This is a genomic window from Halomonas chromatireducens, assembly GCF_001545155.1.
Classification (GTDB): domain Bacteria; phylum Pseudomonadota; class Gammaproteobacteria; order Pseudomonadales; family Halomonadaceae; genus Halomonas; species Halomonas chromatireducens.
This window is the reverse complement of sequence record NZ_CP014226.1, coordinates 3,566,291-3,586,453: the sequence shown is the minus strand read 5'-3', so window position 1 is coordinate 3,586,453 and position 20,163 is coordinate 3,566,291. Positions and strand designations below refer to the sequence as shown.

The following is a 20,163-nucleotide window of genomic DNA, read 5'->3' as shown; positions in this document are numbered from 1 at the left end:
AGACTCAACGATGAACGAACATCTCGAGCAGCTTTCGCCGCAGCCACTGTGGCGGCACTTCCGTACCTTGTGCAACACACCGAGACCTTCCGGCCACGAGGCCGCATTGGTGGCCGTTCTCGAGGCCTGGGCCGACGCCCGTGGCCTGGCCCATGATCGCGATGCTTTCGGCAATCTTCGCATTCGCAAGCCGGCCACGCCGAGCCATGAAGCGGCACCGGGCATTATCCTGCAGGGGCACCTGGACATGGTGGCTCAGGCCAACGCCGACCACCCCCATGACTTCACGCAGGACCCCATCGAGACCTATGTTGACGAAGGCTGGCTGCACGCCCGCCATACCACGCTTGGAGCGGACAACGGGCTGGGCGTGGCGGCAGCGCTGGCTGTGCTCGAGGATGATACCCTCCGGCACGGCCCGCTCGAGGCGCTGTTCACCCTGGAGGAGGAGTCCTCCATGGGTGGGGCCCTGAATCTGGCGGAGGGGTGGCTTGATGGCCGGTTGCTGCTCAATCTCGATTCGGAGGACCGCGGGGAGGTCTTCATCGGCTGTGCCGGTGGCGCCGATATCGTGGTGGAAGCCCAATTGCCGACTGCCGAACTCGCCGACGATGAAGTGGCGCTGCGGCTCTCCCTCNCTAAGATTCTGCTGTGCTATCAGCCGATGGGAATGTTCGTCCAGCTGAATCTGTGTCAGCAGGTTTTCATGGCCGATACCGCGACGCGGGTCCCGGTTCTCCCTGTCTATCAGCGCCTGCAGTGTCGTCTGACCATCGCCGATCACATGGGCCGGGCGACGCCTGGCGGCGGCGGCGAGCTTGCCGTCGATCACTAGTAGCCTGTGATCCTCTCCTTTGATGAAGTTCTCGACCATGACCGTCGAATTGTGGCGGGAGGCAATGGTGAACGCTTCCCGCAGTGCCGCTTCGTTGGTGATGTCCGTGCTGACACCGCGGCCGTGATTGCCGATCAGCGGCTTTACGACAACGGGATAGCCGAGATCGAGAGCGGCCTCGAGCGCCTCATCGATCGAATGGCAAATGTGCCCATGCGGCACGGGAATCCCGGCCTCGCCGAGCACTTGCTTGGTCCAGTGCTTGTCATCGGCGATGCCGTGGCTTATCAGGCTTGTGCGGCAAGTCACCGTTGCCTGGATTCGTTGCTGACGGCAGCCGTGTCCCAATTGGACATAGCTGCTGCTCTGGTCAAGGCGAGCCCAGGGAATCCCTCGGCGCTTGGCGGCATCCACGATCGATGCCGAAGATGGCCCCAGCATATGCGCGTCTCGCACCTGCTTGAGGCGGGATACCACCGTGGGGATATCGATCTCGTCGCCATTGAAGAGCCGTGTGACGATATCAATGGCTTCCACCCCGGCCGCCAGGCCGCAGGCCTCGTCCCGGTAGCGATAGACGACGTTATAGATGCCGGTTTCGTAGGAATCGACCGTCTTGCCGTAGCCCACCGAAAAGCCGATCAGGTTCTGCAGTTCAATTGCGACATGCTCTACGACGTGGCCGGCCCAGGTGCCCCGGACGAGTCGTTCCAGAAACCCGCCGGCACGTCCGACCGAGCACCGGTGCTCGTACAGGGTCGGCAGGAGTTCGGTGATGCGTTCTGTGATGCCGGGAACGGTATCGCTTGGCCGCTCCTCGAGTTCACCGATGTCCAGGCGCAGGAAGATAGCCGGATAGCGGCTGTAGTAATTCGGACCGCGCAGCGCCCGATGTTCAAGTATGTTCATTCCCATGGCTCCCTGCCAGGATGGCGCTGAGTTCCTCAGCGACGAGATAGCGTCGTGAATCGATATCGTATCCATGGCCACTGACCATGGCGTGCAGGATCATGTGCTCGACGGCAACCGGCTCGCCCATCGCCAATTCCGCAATATTGGAGCTCGCCAGATCCCGGCTGTCGATGATGATGACGTGCCCCGGCCCGATGGCTTCCAGAATGCGGTTCGGATGAACAATGACCGCTGCATTCTCGCCAATGCCGACGCCCAACTGCTCCGGGTTGCTGGCACCCACTTCCATGAGACGCGTGAATCGACCCCGCTCGAGAAAGTGGCTGTCGATGACCATCCCGCGAACGATGCCCAGCCCGAAGCTCATGTTGACCGCCCCTTTGCGCAAGGCGTCTGCTGCCGCACCGTTGTAGATCATGGTGCTTGGCATGGCTGCAGCGCCTGCACTTGTCCCTGCTACTACGGCGCCGGCCCTAAGGCTTTCGCGAATCGCCCGCAGGGTGGCGGTGCCGCCAAAAATATTGGTCAGGCGAAGCTGATCGCCCCCGGTCAAGAAAATCACGCCACTTCGTTGAATAAGTCGGACAGTCTCGGGGTCGGCGGCTTGTTGGCGATCCTGGATTTCCAGCGCATGGACCTGGCTTGCGCCCAGGCGAGTAAAAGCCGCTTCATAGCAGGGCAGGAGCTGTTCAGGAATGCTGCTGGCCGTGGCGATGATGGCGACTTCGGCATTGTCTTTGGGGGCAAGCTCGAAAACTCGTCGCAGGATGGCGAGTTCGGAAGTCTTGTCCTCGGCACCGCCAATGGCCACGATGTGGCCGGAAATGGTGGGGTAGTGTGAAGCCATATCCCATTCGCCGCCCAGCGACGCTCTTGAGGTACGCTGAATCATTACCGGTGCTGGTAATGGCGTATCGCGTGATGCTTTAACCCGTCTCTTCACTTATAACAGCCGAAAACCGCCTTAGCCATGTTTATAGCGATTCCCCGGTAGGACTAGACCCCAGCTGTGGAGTAGTGAAATTTCTGCTCTATCGCGTATTGCCCCAGCGCAGCAACAATTAACCGCTATGCTTTGATAAGCGGCCTTCCCCCATGCCAGTCCCGTGGGTCAGGACGGCAATGGCCATACCCTGCCTGCTACCCGTTGCACCGCGGCTGCGAGGACTACGACAGCCGAGCTTGCGCCAGGAGGCGATCATGAGCGAACGGAATATTTTTGTTGTCGGGATGGATGATTATAATTGCAAACGACTCAATCACTTACGTGGGGCTGAGAATTATCGGTTTCATGGTGTGATCGACCCAATGGAGGTCAACGATACAGAAGTTTTTCCTATCGAAGACATGCTGGACAGGGCCGAAACTCAACTGAAAGAATTCAGTGAGCCTATTGATGCCATCGTTGGCTACATGGATTTCCCCGTCTCGACCATGCTGCCGCTGCTCTGCAAGCGATTTGGTACGCGCTCTACCAGTCTCGAGAGTTTGCTAAAATGCGAGCACAAGTATTGGAGTCGACTCGTTCAACATGAGGTGATTGCCGATTATATTCCGCGCTTTACCGTTTTTGATCCCTTCGACAGCCAGGCATTGCAGCATATTGGAGAGGCTGGGCTTTATTTCCCCTTTTTCGTGAAACCCATCAAGTCTTCAGGGTCGCGACTTGGCTTCCGCATTGATAGTCCCGAGGACTTCGCCCATGCCGTATCGCAATTGTGTGAAGGCATTGGCACGATTTCAGAGCCTTTCAATTATGTGCTTGAGCAAGCCAGCTTGCCTGGCGAAGTGCGCTCTGTCGATGGTGGCCACTGCATGGCTGAAGAGATTATCGGTGGGTGGCAATGTACGGTCGAGGGATACGTCTTCCAAGGTGATGTTACCCCTTATGCCATTGTCGATTCGATTCGCTATCCGCAAGTGCTGAGTTTTTTCTATTATCGCTACCCGTCCCGTCTACCCTCTCACATTCAGGCAAAGATGCAGGAACTGACTCGTCAAGTGATGGCCCATATCGGATACGACAATGCGGCCTTCAACGTCGAATACTTCTGGGATGAGGTTCAAGATCGCATTTGGCTGCTGGAGATCAATACCCGTATTGCACAATCACACTGCGACCTTTTCGAAAAGGTCGATGGGGTCAGCCATCAGCAAGTGACGGTGGACCTGGCTCTGGGACAGTTGCCAGACATGCCTTACCGTCAAGGGGCATTCAAGGTTGCAGCGAAATTCTTCTATCGGGTGTTCTTCGTCGACGCCACCGTCAGCCGGGTACCGAGTGCCGAGGAAATCGAGACACTGCAGCAAGCCTTTCCCGGCACCATGATCACGGTACAGGTCGAGATCGGCATGCGCTTGTCATCCCTACCTGAGCAAGACAGCTACAGCTACGCCCTGGCTTACGTGTGGATGGGGGCAGACGACGATCTCGCACTGGAAGAGAACTACGCACGCCTTGCCGAGCAGCTTAATTTTGCGTTCGAGGACATCGTCGGCTGACGTGCTCTAGTCGTGGGAATGAATGTAAGAAACCCGATTACGAAAATGGGAGCAGGGTCATGCATATCGTCAGCGATTTTCCCCGCGACGTGCAGGATGAGGAAGGTTGGATCACGCTGGCCGATGGCTGTCGGCTGGCCATTCGTATCTGGCGACCGGTGGATGCCGAGAGTGATCCGGTACCGGCAATCCTCGAATACCTGCCTTATCGCAAACGAGACCTGACGGCGATGCGTGACGCACAGACGCACGCTTACTGGGCCGGCCACGGCTACGCCGGGGTGCGTGTAGACATACGTGGCAGTGGCGAATCGGACGGCGTGCTGACCGACGAATACCTGAAGCAGGAACTGGACGATGGCGTCGAGATCCTGCACTGGCTGGGTCAGCAATCCTGGTGTACCGGTGATGTCGGCATGATCGGCATCTCCTGGGGCGGGTTCAACGGCCTGCAAATTGCGGCAATGCAGCCGCCCGAGCTGAAGGCCGTCATCACACTGTGCTCGACCGACGATCGCTACGCCGATGATGTCCACCACATGGGTGGCTGCCTGCTTGGCGATAACCTGTCATGGGCCTCGACCATGTTCGATGGCAATACCTGCCCACCCGACCCGCTGTTGGTTGGTGAGCGTTGGCGGGACATGTGGCTGGAGCGCCTTGAGCATAGTGGGCTCTGGCTGGCTACCTGGCTGCAGCATCAGCGTCGCGACGACTACTGGAAGCATGGCTCGGTTTGCGAGGACTTCTCACTCATTCGCTGCCCCGTCTATGCCATCAGCGGCTGGGCAGACGGATATTGCAACGCCGTGTTTCGGTTGCTCGCGGGGCTCGATGTGCCACGCAAGGGCCTGGTTGGCCCCTGGGCGCACATGTATCCGTATCATGGTGTTCCGGGCCCGGCCATCGGTTTTTTGCAGGAATCACTACGCTGGTGGGACTATTGGTTGAAGGGCAAAGAAACGGGCATCATGGACGAGCCGATGCTGCGCGTATGGATGCAGGAATCGGTTCCGCCGTCGGCCCGCTACGAGGTACGACCGGGGCGCTGGGTTGCCGAACCGAGCTGGCCATCACCGCGGATCGAACCGAAGCACTTCCGTTTCACCAGTGGTCATGATTTGCTGCCGGACCCCCCGAATCCCTCGGCTTGCGTATCGGGCGACGATGCTCCTCTTTCCGTTCGTTCGCCGCTGTCTGTAGGGCTGTATGCTGGCAAGTGGTGCTCCTACAATGCTCCGCCGGACCTGCCTCACGATCAACGCGACGAGGACGGCGGCTCGCTGATTTTCCAGACGGCACGGCTCGAACAGGACATCGAGATTTGCGGACAACCCATTGTCGAGCTCGAGATCGAAGCCGATCAGCCGGTGGCGATGGTGGCGCTACGGCTCAGCGATATTGCCGATGACGATAAGGCGACCCGGATTTCCTATGGCCTGCTGAACCTGACCCACCGTGACAGTGACGAGTTTCCCCAGGCCTTGGAACCGGGCAAGCGTTATCGCGTGCGCGTCCCGCTTAAACACATCGCGCAGAAGTTTCCCGTGGGCAACGCGATACGCCTCTCGCTTTCGACCAGTTACTGGCCGCTGGCCTGGCCGTCTCCTGTGCCTGTCAGACTGACAGTGCACCCTGCCGGGTGCCTGATGATTCTGCCATGCCGCGAGCCCCAGCCCCGGGAAGAAGCGGCACTGCCCCCATTTAGCTCGCCGGAGGCAGCACCGCCTCTGGCGGTTAGCGTGATACAGCCGAGCCAGGAGGCGTGGCGAGTGATACGTGACCTGGCCAATGACCAGACCACACTCGAAGTCATCAATGACCAAGGCACCTTTCGTCTCGATGACATCGAGCTGGAACTCTCGGCACGGGTCGTCGAGCGCTATACCTATGCCTACGGCAATTACGACAGCGTGAGTGGCTGGACCGAGTGGGAGCGTACTTTCCGACGCGGCGGCTGGGAAGTACGCAGTGTGACTCGCACATTAATGACGTCTGACGCTCAAAGCTTTCGTCTGCGAGCGACACTTGATGCCTTTGAGGGCGATAGCCGGGTATTTTCCAAGAGTTGGGACGAGAAAATCCCGCGCGATCTTGTTTGAGTGCTGGAGTGCTGGAGTGCTGCGAACAGTTAACGTTCTTCGAGAGCATAGGTAACATTTTTCAAGAGAGGGGGCGCTACCCCTGAGCAGGAGCCGTTCTGGCGCAATTCAATCCAAGAAAAAGCCCGGCCGCTGGGGCCGGGCGAGTCCTTGACGCTCCCTTGTCAACCTACCTTGGGAATCCTTCCCAAGCCTCCTTGGTTTCTGAGCGTTCCGTCGCTCGGCCTTCCGTGTGGGCTTTCCCTTACCCTGTTCATAAAAAGTAGCAGCCCAGAGCCGATACCGAATTAACCTGTGATAAAGAATCCTGTAAGTAAACGTCGATTTAATGCTACGAATGGGTAGCGGCGAGATCAGCGAGAGACGGTAAACAAAAAAGCCCGGCCTTTCGGCCGGGCTGGATCTTCGCTTCCTTACATCCACCTCGGGTATCCTTCCACCCCGAGCATCCTTGGATAGTCGAGTATTCCTGACTCGGTCATCCCTGGCTGAGCCTCCGTGCTCAGTACGCCTCTACTGTCACACTCGAGCTAGCCTGTGACGTTAACCTGCGGCAAGTGGTGTGTAAGACATTGCCGATAGAATTTGTAAGAAATAGCTTACAAGGCCTTCGGTTCCACTTCCTGTTACTCGGCTCAGGTGCGTCCCAGTGGTTCTCCTGTCGGCTGCGGGTGGGCGCGCAGCAGCCAGGAGGCGGCCGCTACGCCGGCCAGGCCGAAGAGGGCGCCGGGCAGGGCGCCGAGGGCCAGGCTGGCGATGATGCCGCCGAGTAGTGCGGCCCCACCGGTCAGAATCGCCGAGGTGCCGGTGGCGGAGACCACGTCGCGCTTGCGGCTCATCTCGAAGGACACCACGGCGACCATGACCGGGGCGACAGCGACGATGCACAGCAGGAGCCACAACAGGCGGCCGAGCCAGAAGCCAACCTCGCCCGGTATGCCGGCGTCGATGGGCAGGCCGAGTCGCTCGCCCAGCCAGGCTGCCGGCAGCTCGGCCAGCTTGTGCCAGAGGTAGAGCGGCATGCCCAGGGCGCCGAGGATAGTCACCACCCTGTCGACTCGGCGGCGCTCCAGTAGGCGGCGCATGGGGCCTTCACAAGTCAGTACGACGCCGACCTGCACCCACATCACGCCCACCAGGGCCAGGGTGGGCGGAAGCAGGTTGCTGGGCACGCCGAATTCACCGTCCACCATGGCGACGGGATAGCCCGAGGCCACCGCGGCTGCCAGCCACAGCAGCCCGAACAGCAGCAGGGCGAGGCCGCAGCCCAGGCCGGAGAAGCGGCCGTGCTTCCAGGCGATGCCGAGCTGCTGCGGCAACAGCCAAACGAGAATGGCATTGAGCCAGCCGATGCCGCCGCCGTTGGCGGTGACGTGAGTGCCCAGCTCCAGCAACTCGCCGGGGGCAGTCATGCCGGCGCGCAGGAGATCCACCAGGGCGGCAAGCACTAGCAGCCCCGCCACGGCCTTGAGCCCCCAGCGGCGGTCGGCCCAGACGCTGAGCGGCAGCAGCGCCTGCACTCCCAGCAGCATCATCAGGAACCAGAGATGGACGGTCAGCGAGTGGTTGAGGGGGCCGAGCAGGCGCCCCCCGGTGTAGGCGGCGACGATGACGAAGGCCACCAGCACCGCCAGGTAGGTCACGGTGGGTCGCGCCAGGCCAAGCGCCCGGCCTGCCCACCAGTGCAGCTGGCGATGGCCCTGTTCCAACCGGCGCTGGGCACCGTCGGCACTGACTGCGGCCGAGACGAACACGAACAGGGGGACCACCTGCAATACCCAGGTGAGTACGCCGGCGCCCGTCCACACCAGCAACAGGTGATCGGTGGTGGTCATCAGGCCGTTGTCGAGCCGGGGCAGCGTCGCGATCCAGTGGCCGAACACGACGACCAGCAGCGCACCGGCGCGCAGGGCATCGGGATAGCGATCCCGGGCGGCCTGAGGTTCGCCGTCGTTTATCGTTGTCGAGCCCAATGCCTGAGGCCTCTGTGTCATGACGTTTCGTTTCCATTCGATTGGCCCTTGCAAATACAGGGCACTTGGTTAATATAGTTATCGAACAGTGTTTCCTAACATCTTCCACGAAACGCCAGCGCCTTGCAAGAGTGTCGTGAAAGACGCTGAAACAGAGGAATTGCCATGGATACCCACACGTTGCTGATCCATGTCCTGCTCTAACTCACAAGGTTGGATAGTTTCCACTTAAAACTAGGCATTTTAAATCACTGCGGGAAATTGTACCTTAGGCAACTAGATTTCCATGGATGTATGAACATACTTAGCAAAAACATCAACTAATTCTTTTGAAGTATTTTTTCCTTATGCGCACTTGCGCTTTTTTTAGATAATACAGGCAATCTTTTCTTTCACCAACAGCACGCTCAATCCACTTGGCAAAACCTACAAACTCTGACTCCATGGCATGGAAATCATTTATACAAGCAATTCTAACTTTATTACTAAAAATTTTATCAATCCTTTTTTTGGTTTTAGCCCTACCTAAAGTTAACACATTATCTTTTTTAATATGAACATGGTCTTTCTTCTTGCTAAAATAGCAATTGTTTGACTTTATCAAGAACAAGTCATGAACCCCCTGTGCCAGAAACTGTCTTTTATCTCGAAATCGATAACTAATGTTTTTTACGAAAGCCTTTTCGTAATTAAGAAAAAGCTCTTCCAGCACACGTTTTTTTAATGGGAATGCCACATGCGCTGAAGCAAAAAAATGGCTTTGATTGAACCCTAGCATTGTGGCCGAATTTATTTTATTTATTCTATGCAGCCTCTCCTCGTCTATGTCTGTAAAATCCACCCATTGACCACGCAAGACTGGCTTATTATTCTGAAAAAACCGGGTTGGCCCTGTTGGCCCTACAAGAAACACATCATCATTAAAGTATACAAAATTATCAGACAGCCCCTCAATTCTCCAAAGCATGGTTTCTATTGAGAGAGAGTTGAAAGTCGGAAGAAACTCCTCATAGCCTCGAAATATATGCCGATGGTCAATAATCTTAATTTTATCTCGTGCCTCTTTGCTCAGATATGACAGTTCTGGAACTTGATCATCGGTTACAATCCATATTTTTCTAAACCAAGGTGCATGTATCTCTATGGATTTCAAGCAGTATCTAATTTCATTATTATTTAACCAACGATTGGTATCAGTGGCATTATCATGTAGTTCACCAGCTTCATTCAGCAGCCAATGGTTGCGCTTCTGATTATGCTTGGGATCAGATCCATCTACCCAAGTGATAACTGCGTCAATATCCAAAACAATCTCCATTTGAGATAAAGCGGTTTCAAGTTCCAAGTGCAACACTATTGAACCCGGCTTATTCATGAGGGCGGCCTTAAAACGAAGATAGCGGATGGTATTCTCTTGAGAAATCAGCGCGTTCCGCCAAGAACCTGATTCCCTGAATTCAAGCAATACGCGCAGCACCTGCGGTATCCAGGGCTCTTGAGTATTCTCCCAAGAACACATGTGCCGGTGTCCGGTAGCCGAGGCGCTTTCGGGGGCGGTCATTGAGCTTTCTGATCACCTTGCGCAACTCGGCGTTGGTGACCTGCCGGAAGTCCGTTCCCTTGGGGAAGTACTGCCGTACCAGGCCATTGGTGTTCTCGTTGCTCGCACGCTGGCCGGAGCAGTAGGGATCACAAAAGTAGGTCGCAGCAGTCAGCGCCTTGGCCACGGCTTCGTGACCGGCGAACTCCGAGCCGTTGTCCAGGGTGATGGTCTGCACAGCACCCCGGCGAGGCTTCAGCAGGCGGATCATGGCCGCTTGCGTCAGCTCCGCCGATATCCTAGGCAGCCGTGCTGCCAGCAGGTAGCCGCTGCGACGCTCTACCAGCGTGACCAGCCCTGATTGCTTGTGCCCCCGGATCACGGTGTCGCCCTCCCAGTGCCCGATGACGAGCCTGGTATTGATCTCCGCCGGGCGATGCTCGATGCCCACACGGTTGGGAATCTTGCCGAGTCCTGCGCTCTTGGCCTGGGCCCGGTGCTTGCTGCGCCGTTTGGGCTGACGGAGATGCTGCCAGAGATCGCCACCCTGCGCCTTTTCATCCCAGATCAAAGAGTAGACCCACTGGTGACTGACGCCTAAGCCGGCCAAGGGGGCCATGAAACCGCTGATCTGCTCCGGGCTCCACTCTTCACGCAGCCGGTCGACGACGGCGGTGATCATGCTGGGCAAGCGCTTCGTCCACTTCCAGGCGGTGCGTCGCCGGTAGTCGCCGCGGGACTGTGCCTGCTCGGGATCTTTGCCGCTGGCAATGACATTGCGGCGCAGCTCGCGGCTGACCGTACTGCTATGGAGGCCAAGCTCTTTGGCGGTCTGCCGCTGGCTCACGCCCAGGTCGTGGCGGGCGAAGATCTGGTATCTTTGGGTCTGGGTCAGCTGTCGGTATCCCATGCTCTGCTTCACTTTGGTAGGTAAGGCAGTGAGAGTACCGGCGCTGGCCCCCCTGCTTCTACCCGGTGGTCCAAAGTGCTGCGGTTATTCTATGAATCTAGGCAGGACGATCTGGAACTTCTCCTGGCTGGTCCATTGGTCGGGCTTGGTCGAACGTGATGGCAAAACCTGTCCTCGTGATCTGGCCTGTTTCCGCCAATTGTAGAGGGTTGTCGCTGTAATGCCTTCCTGCTCGGCCAGTTCCGGGATGGTCAGGCTCATGGGCGGCGCCATCTTCTTGAGGATGGCTTCCTTACGCTCTGCGGGGTAACGCACGTTGATCACCTCTCAATCCGTTTAGGTGACAACTACGTTGACGGATAGGGCCAGGGAAATAGGCCACTTGAGGTGGTCAAAAATCAAGCGCTGAAGCGCGAAATTTGCTGCGCTGAGCGCTAGAGGCGCTCGGCATCGAATTGATCAGCGGTTCCCTAGGTCAGGTCGGAAGAAAAAATACATTGAACATTATAACCTGAGTTTGCTCATCAGATAATCAAGCAGTTCTATATCAGTATCAATTTTCCTAATAACAGGGGGGCTTGGATAGTCTTCATCACGCCATATGATCCCATCGACTTCCACATTTCTATCGTAACGTGGAAATATGTGAAAGTGAACAATCGGGTCTTTCATCATCAAGCAAACTGCATTGATACGTATCGCACCAAATTTTTTCTTTGCTAGCGTTTCCGCTTTACCCAGCATCTGGGCCAGTTCAGCTCCCTCTTCCGCTGTCAGTTGGCTCAGCTCAGTTTTTCCCTTGGCAGAACTCAACACCATTGAGCCCAAGGTCAGCTGCTCAGGGCGGACCGACAGCACCCAATGTTCATTTTGAAGAATAGTTAGCCCATCTAGCTGAAACGTTTCACGGAATGCTGTGAGCATGTTTTCCTGTGTCATAGCTTCTCCAGTATCTCCCTCAACTTGGTGCTGGAAGTATGAGTCGTGTATGGAAAATAGACGATCTCTACGCCGACTTCAGCAAACTGACGCTCCAACTCATTCCACTTCTCAGTGCCCTGCCAATCATTGCCTACAAACATCTTGTCAAACTTCCAGTTGTTCCAGGCTTCAAACTTGTCCATGTTTGTTTGAGGAACAACTTCATCGACAAATTCTATGTGCTCTACGATTTCCATCCGCTCTGTAAAGGGAATGATTGGTCGCTTGCCCTTTCTAAACTCAGACAGCTCATCAGTGGTTACACCAACAATCAAGTAGTCACACTCAAGCTTGGCTCGCTTCAGAAGGTTCAAGTGGCCAATGTGGAAAAGGTCATAAACGCCTGTCGTGTACCCTATTACTTTCATCACTCCCTCTCTATTTTAGATTGCACGAATTCGCTGCAAGTCACGGCCATGTATTAAAATTATAAAAATCAAGTCACTAGTCCGACACATTCATAGGCTACAATGGGATCGTAAATCAAGATGGGCGGTCTCAATGACCAAGTGCAACACGTGAACCCTCAGGTATCGTGTTGCCATGACCCATTGTTATCACCACCTCAACTTAGAAGAGCGAGCCGCCCTCATGATCATGCGAGCCACGCACTCGATCCGCGACATCGCCCACACCTGGGCCGTGCATCGAGTACCGTGTCGCACGAACTCGCTCGCCACACGGTTGATCCCGTCAAGGGCTACAATGCCGGCCTGGCAGGCCATCGAGACCGATTGACGCGCCATCGGCCACGTCAGCGCCCGAAACTGCATCCCGAGGGTGAGCTGTTCGAGCTAGTGACCCATCTGCTGCGTCAGTACTGGTCACCGAAGCAAATCGCCAGCACACTGAAGCTCATGTTTCCTCACGACACTGGCCGACAGGTCTCGCATGAGACCATCTACAACGCGATCTACCTCATGCCGCGCGGGACGCTTAAGAAGGAGCTGATAGCCTGCTTGCGTCAAGGCAAGGGCAAACGACGGCCACGCAGTCGCGGCCAGGATCGACGCAACCAGATTCCGGATCTGATCAGCATTCACCTGCGGCCGCCCGAGATCGAGGATCGCCTGATGCCGGGCCACTGGGAGGGTGACCTGATCATGGGCGCCAACAACCGTTCTGCCGTCGGCACGCTGGTTGAACGCACCACGCGCTTAGTCATCCTGGCCAAACTGGATGGCACCACGGCGACAGCGGCGGCTGTGGGGTTCAGCGATAAGCTGAACGAGTTGCCGCGGGCACTGCGGCTCAGCATTACCTATGACCAAGGCCGCGAGATGGTGAAACACGCCGAAATCACTCAGAAGAGCGGTACGGCCATCTACTTCACTAACTCGCATAGCCCATGGCAGCGGGGATCGAATGAGAACACCAACGGGCTGTTGCGACAGTACCTGCCGAAGGGGACGGACCTCTCTGTCTACAGTCAGGCAGAACTAGATGCTATCGCCGACTCATTGAATACCCGGCCTCGTAAGACTTTGGACTGGCGAACGCCGTTGGAAGCTTATGCCGAGGTGCTCAAGAAATCCGTTGCCGGCCCGAGCACCCTTCAATAGTGTTGCGCTTGGAACTGGAGACCGCCCCCCATAGGGGGCGAAATTATTTATTGAGAGAGCACCATTTCCTAGCTTCATCACAAGCCTACATCATAAAGAAGCAGCCCAGCCAGAGTACCAGCCGGGCCAGTCCTTGAGGCTGAAACAGGCTATCCAGCCAGGCGGCGAAGATGGCTCCACCAAAGAGGCTGATTCCGCTGAGCAGCAGCCATAGCCCGATCAGGCGCTGGCGCCTGGGGAGCTTGCCACGCATCATCAGGCATCCTCGGCCAGCAGGGTCTTTACCTTCTCGACCAGCGCCTGGGTAGAGAAGGGTTTGGTCACGTAATCATCGGCCCCCAGGGCCAATCCCTTCTCTTTCTCTACCTCGCGACCATGGGCCGTGAGCATGATGATTGGCAGCCTGGCATGTTGTGGATCGTTGCGCAGCTGTTCCAGGACGTCGAAACCACTGATGCCAGGCAGGCTGATATCGAGCAGGATGAGATCCGGTGGCGAATCGGTAACGCTTTTGAGAGCGCTTTCACCATCCTCGGCGGTAACCACGTCGAAGCCGGCCTGCTGCATCAGGAACTCGATCGACAGAACGATGTTGGGCTCATCGTCTACCACCAGAACCTTGGCCATCGGTCACTCCTCATATAGGGTCTTTTATAGATTATTACTCATCAGTCTAGTGGGCATGGGGGTGCCGGCAAAGACGACCTTGGGCCAAACAGACTCTGTCATCCTTCGTTGCTTCCTAAAGAGAGAGCTGCCCAATGGTATACGGACCATCCATCGGGCTAGCGAAGCGTTACGGCGCCCCTGTGCGGATTCGGTCCATGATGACTGATGCAATATCCTTGCGAGCCTGCGGATCGTGTTCGACGAGCTCCAACAGGGCATCGCGCTGGATAGCGAGGGTCTCTACGGGGCCATCCGGCGTAACCTGTACCGTTGCCGTTCGTGCTCTTGATTCGATAATGCCGATTTCACCAAAGTGGTCGCCTGCTTCAAGCGTCGCCACTTGCTGTGTCCCATTTGCATCCTCGATCAGTACTGCAACTTTCCCGGTGAGAAGAATGTAAAACCAGTCGGCCTCATCCCCCTGGCGAATGATGGTGTCGTCGGCCTCGAAGCGTTTCAGCGAGCCGGTCCCGGCCAGCGTTCTCAGCTGCTCTGAGGTGAGTGCAGGCAGGGCTTTGTGCATACGGGTGGTCAGGTAGCGCTGGCGCAGCGCAGCCGCGATTTCACCGGGCACCAGGTCATCCTTTAGCACGATGGCCAGGAAATCTTCCCGCGTCATCTCCAGCACCAGTGTGCGGGTAGTCGACAGACAGTTGGCGGTTCTGCGACCCTCTCCGAGCAGGCCGATTTCGCCAAAGTAGCTGCCTGGCTCCAGGGTGGCCAGATGTTCATCCGACCCCGACGTCACCTCGACGGTGCCTTCAATCAGAACATGGAATGTCTCGGCCCGCTCTCCCTTGCGCAGGATGTAATCACCCGGCTCATGGCGGCGGGCGGTCACATGGTCCAGCCGCTCGCGCATGGCGGGCTTCGCCAGGCGGCCACTCTCGAAAAGCTCATCGAGTGCGTTGACGGCGAGTTGCGTGTGATCCGTCTTTCCCGCGGCATGCTTGCTGCGCTCTTCATTAAAACGGATACGGAACTTGCGATCCGGTGCTGGCAGCGGAGCGAGGACGGTGCGCAGCGGATCATTGGCCGGTACGCGCTCGAAGGTGCGTCGGTGAATGATCCGGCTGATCGAAACCAGGGTACACGTCTCCACCAGCCCCCCTGCGGGGCAGACGCGTTTGCCATATCCGTAAGGCGCGTATGCCCGGCGCTGTTTGTGTTCATTGCGTGGTGCGCGGCACCGGTCTGGATCGAATCGGTGTGGTTCCGGATAAAAGTCGGCACTAAAGTGGTTAGGGACCCCGCTATAGACGCAGAATTGCCCCTTGGGAACCGTGTGGCCGTTGAACTCGAAGGGCTCATCGACCATGAATGGCATGCCAAGCGACACCGGGTGTAGCCGCATCGACTCCTTGAGCGCCGCATTCAGCGTGCTCATGCCGCGCAGATCGAGGCTGTCGGGCAGCCCGTTGGCATAGGCGCCGTCGACTTCTTCGCGCACGCGTTCGTAGTGTTCGGGGTTCGATAGCAGGTCGTGCAGAAGGAAGGCGACGGTGCGGTTCATATACACCACGGTACCGATAATGCCGTACTGCAACGTTGCCACCAGATCCTTGCGCGGCAACGGGTTTCCGTCATCGTCTGTGGCGCTGACGAGGGCATCCAGGATCGTGTACGGCATGCCATGGTCTGCCGGGCGATTTTCATAACGCGTGAGTACTTCATCCGCCATCTTCATGACGTCCCGGCGCAGCTTCTTGTAGGCCGGCAGATGGACGCTGAACTCCGGCACCTTCTTGACGCCTATGTTCATTACCCACACCGCGTAGCGGTTGGCGGTATCGAAGTAGGCGTCCAGGCTCTCACCACACAGTAACCGGCTGTATTGATCGAAGCTTACGCGTGTGCATAGATCCATCACCGACACGGTGCTGCCCGGCGGATGCCGATCCAGGCCCTCATCCACGCAGCCGACGAGATCGGGAATAAACTCTGCGGCCAGCTGACGGGAAAACGCGAGACGTGCCTGATTGCGTAGATTCTGATACGCCCCAACGGGCTGCGTCAGCAGCACGACCCCCCCGATCTGTTTGTCCACCGGACCGAAAAACGCCTCTCGGCTCATGCCCTGTTCGCGGAATTCCAGCAGATGGTTCAGCGATTCCGGCCCCGCCATGATGGTGTAATTGCGAAACAGGTAGTTGACCTGAAACACCGGGCCGAGCTTCTCGTAGGCCTCACTGAAAAACCGATTGGCGTCTTTGGTCAGCAACTCGATCGTGTTGCCGAGCAGGGGTAAGCCAGGCAGGCTGGGTGGGGGCGTAGACTCGGTGGGCTTCGAATCAGTCATCAAGCGGATTCCTGTTATTGGGTGCTTGTCCGGCTATATGCCGCATGCGGGTGGCGTTGCGCCAGAATAAGAAAAGCGTGGGGCGCATCTTCATGCATTTCCGTCATGGCCCGCCTGCAGGCGGCCGAGTTCCTGTTCCTGAACGCTGGGCAGTCGGTAGCAGCTCAGCCGAAAGACACCTCGCAGCAGCATATCGTTGACGACCGTGAGGTTATTCGTGGCCACGATCATGCGCAGGCGTCGCCGCGATATCTTGACCTGCTCGCCGGCAGTGAAACCTGGGTTGTCGGCAATGTTGCGCAGCGTCGAGAGCGCCATGCCGATCGACCAGCTGCAGAAGCGGCGAATGCCGACCTCAGAGGCGGGAATGCGCAGCGTGTACTCTTGCGCCTGGCGCAGATGATGATGCGCAACGGCCACCAGAAAGCGGATCCCGTCGCGATAGCCGGGATGATCCTGCCAGTCATGTGTCCGCCTCAGGTCAATGCCACGCGCCTCGAAGACGTCACGCGGGAGCCAGCAAATATTGCGCTGACGATCATCCCAGACGTCTTTCAGAATGTTGGTCAACTGCAGTCCCTGGCCGAAGGCCAACGACAGGCGCCGAAGCTCTTCGCGCTGGGCGTGGATTTTCGGATTGATGTCGGCGAACAGGCGAGTCAGCATTTCGCCAACGCATCCAGCAGCCACGTAGCAGTAATCGCGCAGGCTGTCACTGTCTTCGAGCCCATAGGGGTTCTTGAGACGTTCGAAATTCGCCATGCCGTTGCACATGGTGGTTAAGCAATCGCGCAATGCCCTCTGCTGATCGACCGGCAATTCTCCGAAGGCGAGCAGCACGCCGGGTGTCTGAACGATGAGTTCCCGTTCCAGGGGGTCTTGTACCAGTCTGGTATCGAGCAGCGCCTCGGAGAACTTCCGAGCGGCGATGGGGTCACTCAGCCCTTCCAGCAGGCGCTGGTAATGAGCGTCTTTTTCGTCGGGCGCCATGGCGGTGCTATCTTCCACCGTGTCGGCAATACGACACAGGAGATAGGCATTGGTGATCGCCGGGCGCAGGGGCATCGGTAACTGTGGAATGGTCAGAGCAAACGTCCGGGAGACACCGGGCAGCAGCCGGTTCTGTAGGGCGAGCGAGGCAGGCCTCATAGCAGTCTCATCTCCGATGTCGGGAACAGGGTATTTCCCGCTCGAGCCAGATCATGTTGAATGTCTCCGATATCTCGGGATTGGCGTGAAAAAAGCGATGAGCGCTAAAAAAGGCACATTTTTCCACGAACATGCAGCTGGGCTATTCTAATCAATTGGCCGCATCAACAGGCGTTAACCAGTAATACACTGAAGGAGGCCGTCGGAATGAAAGCGTACCGGTCCGCCCAGCGACCTGCAACGGCCCCGTTCATGTTACCCCAGCTTTTTCATCAGGGTGCCAGACCGGCCCTTTCTGCTGGTTCGGGGCAGGCGCTGGCCACTGAGGCGTGATCAAGCCACCTGATGATCATCAGTTCTCTTGCATTTCTATCTACGGCTTTTCCGGAAAAATGCTGTGCATAAGCGTAGGCGGGCTCATCGACCATCGACAGGCTTTCCCTGTTTGTGATTGGATTGATGGGGAAGGCCAGAGCGGATAGCGGCGCGGTTGTGGCGCTGGTAGTGTGTCGACGATTCAATCGGGAAGGCCTTTAACCAGACGCTGGCGGGGGGTAACCTGATTTTTGAGATCGACAATTCCGTCGTTGAGCTGGGGCTGACCCCATTAAACGCGCTGTTTATTATTAACGGCACTCTCCATTTTTTTGCGATGCAGTGGCATCAAGGGGTGAGCATGGCTTCTGAAACAGCTTCCAAGACGCTCCCGGAGACGACATCTGAAGCCCCTGTGCAGATCAAACTGGCCAACCCGCGCGGTTTTTGCGCAGGAGTCAACCGGGCAATCGATATCGTCAATCGCGCGCTAGATGTGTTTGGCCCGCCAATTTACGTGCGCCATGAGGTCGTCCACAACCGTTTTGTGGTCCAATCGCTGCGCGAGCGTGGCGCGGTGTTCGTCGAAGAGCTGGACGAAGTGCCGGATGACGTCATCGTGATTTTCTCCGCCCATGGCGTGTCGCGTGCTGTGCAGCAAGATGCAGAACGGCGCGGGCTGAAAGTCTTCGACGCCACCTGCCCATTGGTCACTAAGGTTCACATGGAAGTGCTGCGCTACGCCAAGCGCGGCCAGGAGTGTGTTCTGATTGGTCACGAAGGACACCCCGAAGTGGAAGGCACCATGGGGCGCTACGACACCTCCCATGGTGGCCGCATCTATCTAGTCGAGAATGAACACGACGCGGCCAATCTGGATGTCAAGGATCCCACCCGGCTGGCATTCGTGACCCAGACTACGCTCTCGATGGACGACACCGCCAAGGTTATTGACGTCTTGCGGAATAAATTCCCCGAGATCAGCGGCCCGCGAACGGATGATATTTGCTATGCCACCCAGAACCGCCAAGATGCGGTGCGTGAGTTGGCCGCAGAGAGCGATTTGGTGCTGGTGGTCGGTAGTGCCAATAGTTCCAACTCCAATCGGCTGCGTGAGCTATCAGAGAGCATGGGAAAACCGGCGTACTTGATCGACAGCGCCGAGCAGATCGATGCGAGCTGGCTGGATAACGTGCAGCGCGTGGGTGTCACCGCCGGGGCCAGCGCGCCCGAGGTGCTGGTAAAAGACGTAATTGAACGCTTGAAGTCACTCGGCGCCGCCGCACCAAAAGAACTGGAAGGCCGCGAAGAAACCATCACTTTTTCAATGCCCCGTGAGCTGCATCAACTGGTAATTGCCAGGAGCTGATGAAAAGGGNGTGCCAGCTGACTGCATGATAGGTACATAGCTAGAGCGTGGCACTTGCGCTGACAGGCTGGGGTGTGGTTTATTTGTTATATCTGTTTCCTTTGTTAAAGTTGTTCTGCAGTCTTTTGTATGTATCAAAACTAAAGCCAGAAACAGTTAGAAGCTTGTCTCGGGCGATGGCACTTTTTATGCGGCCGCGGCAGTTAATCAGGATGGTGACTATACGGGGAATTATTCCACTTGCAATAGTGGTCAGAACAGGCTTTGCAATTACAAGGGCGGGATTTCAACCAAGCCAAAGGATCATATTCTTTCAGATGCCAACGATTTTCATAAGTTCATTTCTGCCATTTTTTCCGATGGATACAGCAGTGCCAGTTCGGACTCCTTGAGTGGCAGTATGTCGGGTTTCAATATCATATCTGAGGGCGATCACTTCGACTCGGATGGCGAGTATCGGCCTTTTGGCTATCTTGACGGTGAAGAGATGCCGGATGGCACCACGTGCTCAACAGACATAGACAAACAATGTCAGCCGAGCCGTGGAAAGTTTTCGGCGGGAGGGAGCTCGGCAGGTGATGGCGTACTGATCATCGATGGCAATGTGGAGTTTAACGGTAACCCCGAGTTCCAGGGGCTGATCATCGTTCTCGGCGATTATACAGTCAAGGGCGGCGGTGGAGGGGACTTGGAGGGCTCCATAATCGCCGCACCCTATAGCTGTCGGGATGGCAACTGTGTCTTCAATGAGGTGAATATCGACTTGACCGGTGGAGGAGGCAACGATTACCTGCACGTATTGGAATACCTGGACGCAGCATGGGAGCTTCTGGGGAGTGTTTCTCCCGAGGCGGCCAGGCTATGGTTGGAGGGGAATAACCCCGGCGGAAACTTTACTTACATGGCACGTGGCTGGCGAGAAATAACAGTCCCCCAGTAGCCTGGCATGTTTGCCTACTAGCCTGCGGCCTTTTCATTCAGGAAGAGGCCGCTTCGTTTTGGACCCTATGGATTGCGATAGCAATCCGGCAGTTCTCTGTCGCTT

Annotated in this window: 15 protein-coding genes and 3 pseudogenes; 6 read left to right on the top strand and 12 right to left on the bottom strand. The window is 57.0% G+C overall.

Annotated features, from left to right (window positions below; genetic code table 11):
• Positions 1-10: 10 nt before the first annotated feature.
• Positions 11-637, top strand: a pseudogene (locus LOKO_RS18995) (M20/M25/M40 family metallo-hydrolase); the annotation flags it as partial.
• A 168-nt stretch (positions 638-805) separates the two neighbouring features.
• Here LOKO_RS18995 and LOKO_RS16565 read toward each other — a convergent pair.
• Positions 806-1,744: pseudogene (locus LOKO_RS16565) on the bottom strand (cyanophycin synthetase family protein); the annotation flags it as partial.
• Positions 1,731-2,558 (bottom strand): cyanophycinase, encoded by an 828-nt coding sequence (locus LOKO_RS16560; protein WP_235588893.1) that lies wholly within the window; start codon positions 2,556-2,558, stop codon positions 1,731-1,733. The gene LOKO_RS16560 and the pseudogene LOKO_RS16565, both read right to left, overlap by 14 nt.
• Positions 2,559-2,947: 389 nt before the next feature.
• Between LOKO_RS16560 and LOKO_RS16555 the strand changes: the two genes are divergently transcribed.
• Both LOKO_RS16555 and LOKO_RS16550 read left to right on the top strand, forming a co-directional pair.
• A complete protein-coding gene (locus LOKO_RS16555; protein WP_066451786.1) occupies positions 2,948-4,249 on the top strand; it encodes an ATP-grasp domain-containing protein in 1,302 nt (433 codons plus the stop codon).
• 59 nt (positions 4,250-4,308) lie between these two features.
• The gene (locus LOKO_RS16550) at positions 4,309-6,351 is read left to right on the top strand and encodes a CocE/NonD family hydrolase (protein ID WP_066451785.1); all 2,043 of its coding nucleotides are present in this window, start codon (positions 4,309-4,311) and stop codon (positions 6,349-6,351) included.
• 635 nt (positions 6,352-6,986) lie between these two features.
• Here the strand turns inward: LOKO_RS16550 and LOKO_RS16545 are convergent.
• The 6 genes from LOKO_RS16545 to LOKO_RS16525 all read right to left on the bottom strand — a co-directional run bounded on the left by LOKO_RS16545 (position 6,987) and on the right by LOKO_RS16525 (position 12,123).
• Complete coding sequence (locus LOKO_RS16545) at positions 6,987-8,345, bottom strand: acyltransferase family protein (protein WP_066451783.1); 1,359 nt, start codon at positions 8,343-8,345, stop codon at positions 6,987-6,989.
• Between the two features lie 295 nt (positions 8,346-8,640).
• The gene (locus tag LOKO_RS18990; RefSeq protein ID WP_158509957.1) at positions 8,641-9,801 is read right to left on the bottom strand and encodes a stealth family protein; all 1,161 of its coding nucleotides are present in this window, start codon (positions 9,799-9,801) and stop codon (positions 8,641-8,643) included.
• Positions 9,782-10,774, bottom strand: coding sequence for an IS30 family transposase (locus LOKO_RS16540; RefSeq protein WP_066451781.1), 993 nt, complete (start codon positions 10,772-10,774; stop codon positions 9,782-9,784). The genes LOKO_RS18990 and LOKO_RS16540 overlap by 20 nt, the downstream gene beginning before the upstream one ends.
• An 84-nt stretch (positions 10,775-10,858) precedes the next feature.
• The gene (locus tag LOKO_RS20675) at positions 10,859-11,098 is read right to left on the bottom strand and encodes a transposase (RefSeq protein WP_083517644.1); all 240 of its coding nucleotides are present in this window, start codon (positions 11,096-11,098) and stop codon (positions 10,859-10,861) included.
• 180 nt (positions 11,099-11,278) lie between these two features.
• The gene (locus tag LOKO_RS16530) at positions 11,279-11,713 is read right to left on the bottom strand and encodes a hypothetical protein (RefSeq protein WP_066451778.1); all 435 of its coding nucleotides are present in this window, start codon (positions 11,711-11,713) and stop codon (positions 11,279-11,281) included.
• On the bottom strand, positions 11,710-12,123 hold the full coding sequence (locus tag LOKO_RS16525) for an FAD synthase family protein (protein WP_066451776.1): 414 nt from the start codon (positions 12,121-12,123) through the stop codon (positions 11,710-11,712). The genes LOKO_RS16530 and LOKO_RS16525 overlap by 4 nt, the downstream gene beginning before the upstream one ends.
• A gap of 175 nt (positions 12,124-12,298) precedes the next feature.
• Here LOKO_RS16525 and LOKO_RS16520 point away from each other — a divergent pair.
• Positions 12,299-13,317, top strand: a pseudogene (locus tag LOKO_RS16520) (IS30 family transposase).
• Positions 13,318-13,402: 85 nt separating this feature from the next.
• On the opposite strand, the gene LOKO_RS19715 reads toward LOKO_RS16520, so the two are convergent.
• The 4 genes from LOKO_RS19715 to LOKO_RS16505 all read right to left on the bottom strand — a co-directional run bounded on the left by LOKO_RS19715 (position 13,403) and on the right by LOKO_RS16505 (position 17,434).
• Positions 13,403-13,573: a hypothetical protein gene (locus LOKO_RS19715; protein WP_158509956.1), complete on the bottom strand. Its 171-nt coding sequence runs from the start codon at positions 13,571-13,573 to the stop codon at positions 13,403-13,405.
• Positions 13,573-13,944 (bottom strand): response regulator transcription factor, encoded by a 372-nt coding sequence (locus LOKO_RS16515; RefSeq protein WP_066451774.1) that lies wholly within the window; start codon positions 13,942-13,944, stop codon positions 13,573-13,575. Before LOKO_RS16515 ends, LOKO_RS19715 begins: the two co-directional genes overlap by 1 nt.
• Positions 13,945-14,113: 169 nt before the next feature.
• Positions 14,114-16,285, bottom strand: a complete 2,172-nt coding sequence (locus LOKO_RS16510; RefSeq protein ID WP_066451772.1) for a cytochrome P450 — start codon at positions 16,283-16,285, stop codon at positions 14,114-14,116.
• A gap of 90 nt (positions 16,286-16,375) precedes the next feature.
• Positions 16,376-17,434 carry a phytoene/squalene synthase family protein gene (locus LOKO_RS16505; protein WP_066451771.1) on the bottom strand — a complete coding sequence of 353 codons (1,059 nt, stop codon included), beginning with the start codon at positions 17,432-17,434 and terminating at the stop codon, positions 16,376-16,378.
• Positions 17,435-18,110: 676 nt separating this feature from the next.
• Here LOKO_RS16505 and ispH point away from each other — a divergent pair.
• Together ispH and LOKO_RS16495 are read left to right on the top strand one after the other, a co-directional pair.
• Positions 18,111-19,118, top strand: coding sequence for a 4-hydroxy-3-methylbut-2-enyl diphosphate reductase (gene ispH, locus LOKO_RS16500; RefSeq protein ID WP_066451770.1), 1,008 nt, complete (start codon positions 18,111-18,113; stop codon positions 19,116-19,118).
• A gap of 400 nt (positions 19,119-19,518) precedes the next feature.
• Positions 19,519-20,058 (top strand): hypothetical protein, encoded by a 540-nt coding sequence (locus tag LOKO_RS16495; protein WP_066451769.1) that lies wholly within the window; start codon positions 19,519-19,521, stop codon positions 20,056-20,058.
• Positions 20,059-20,163: the final 105 nt, after the last annotated feature.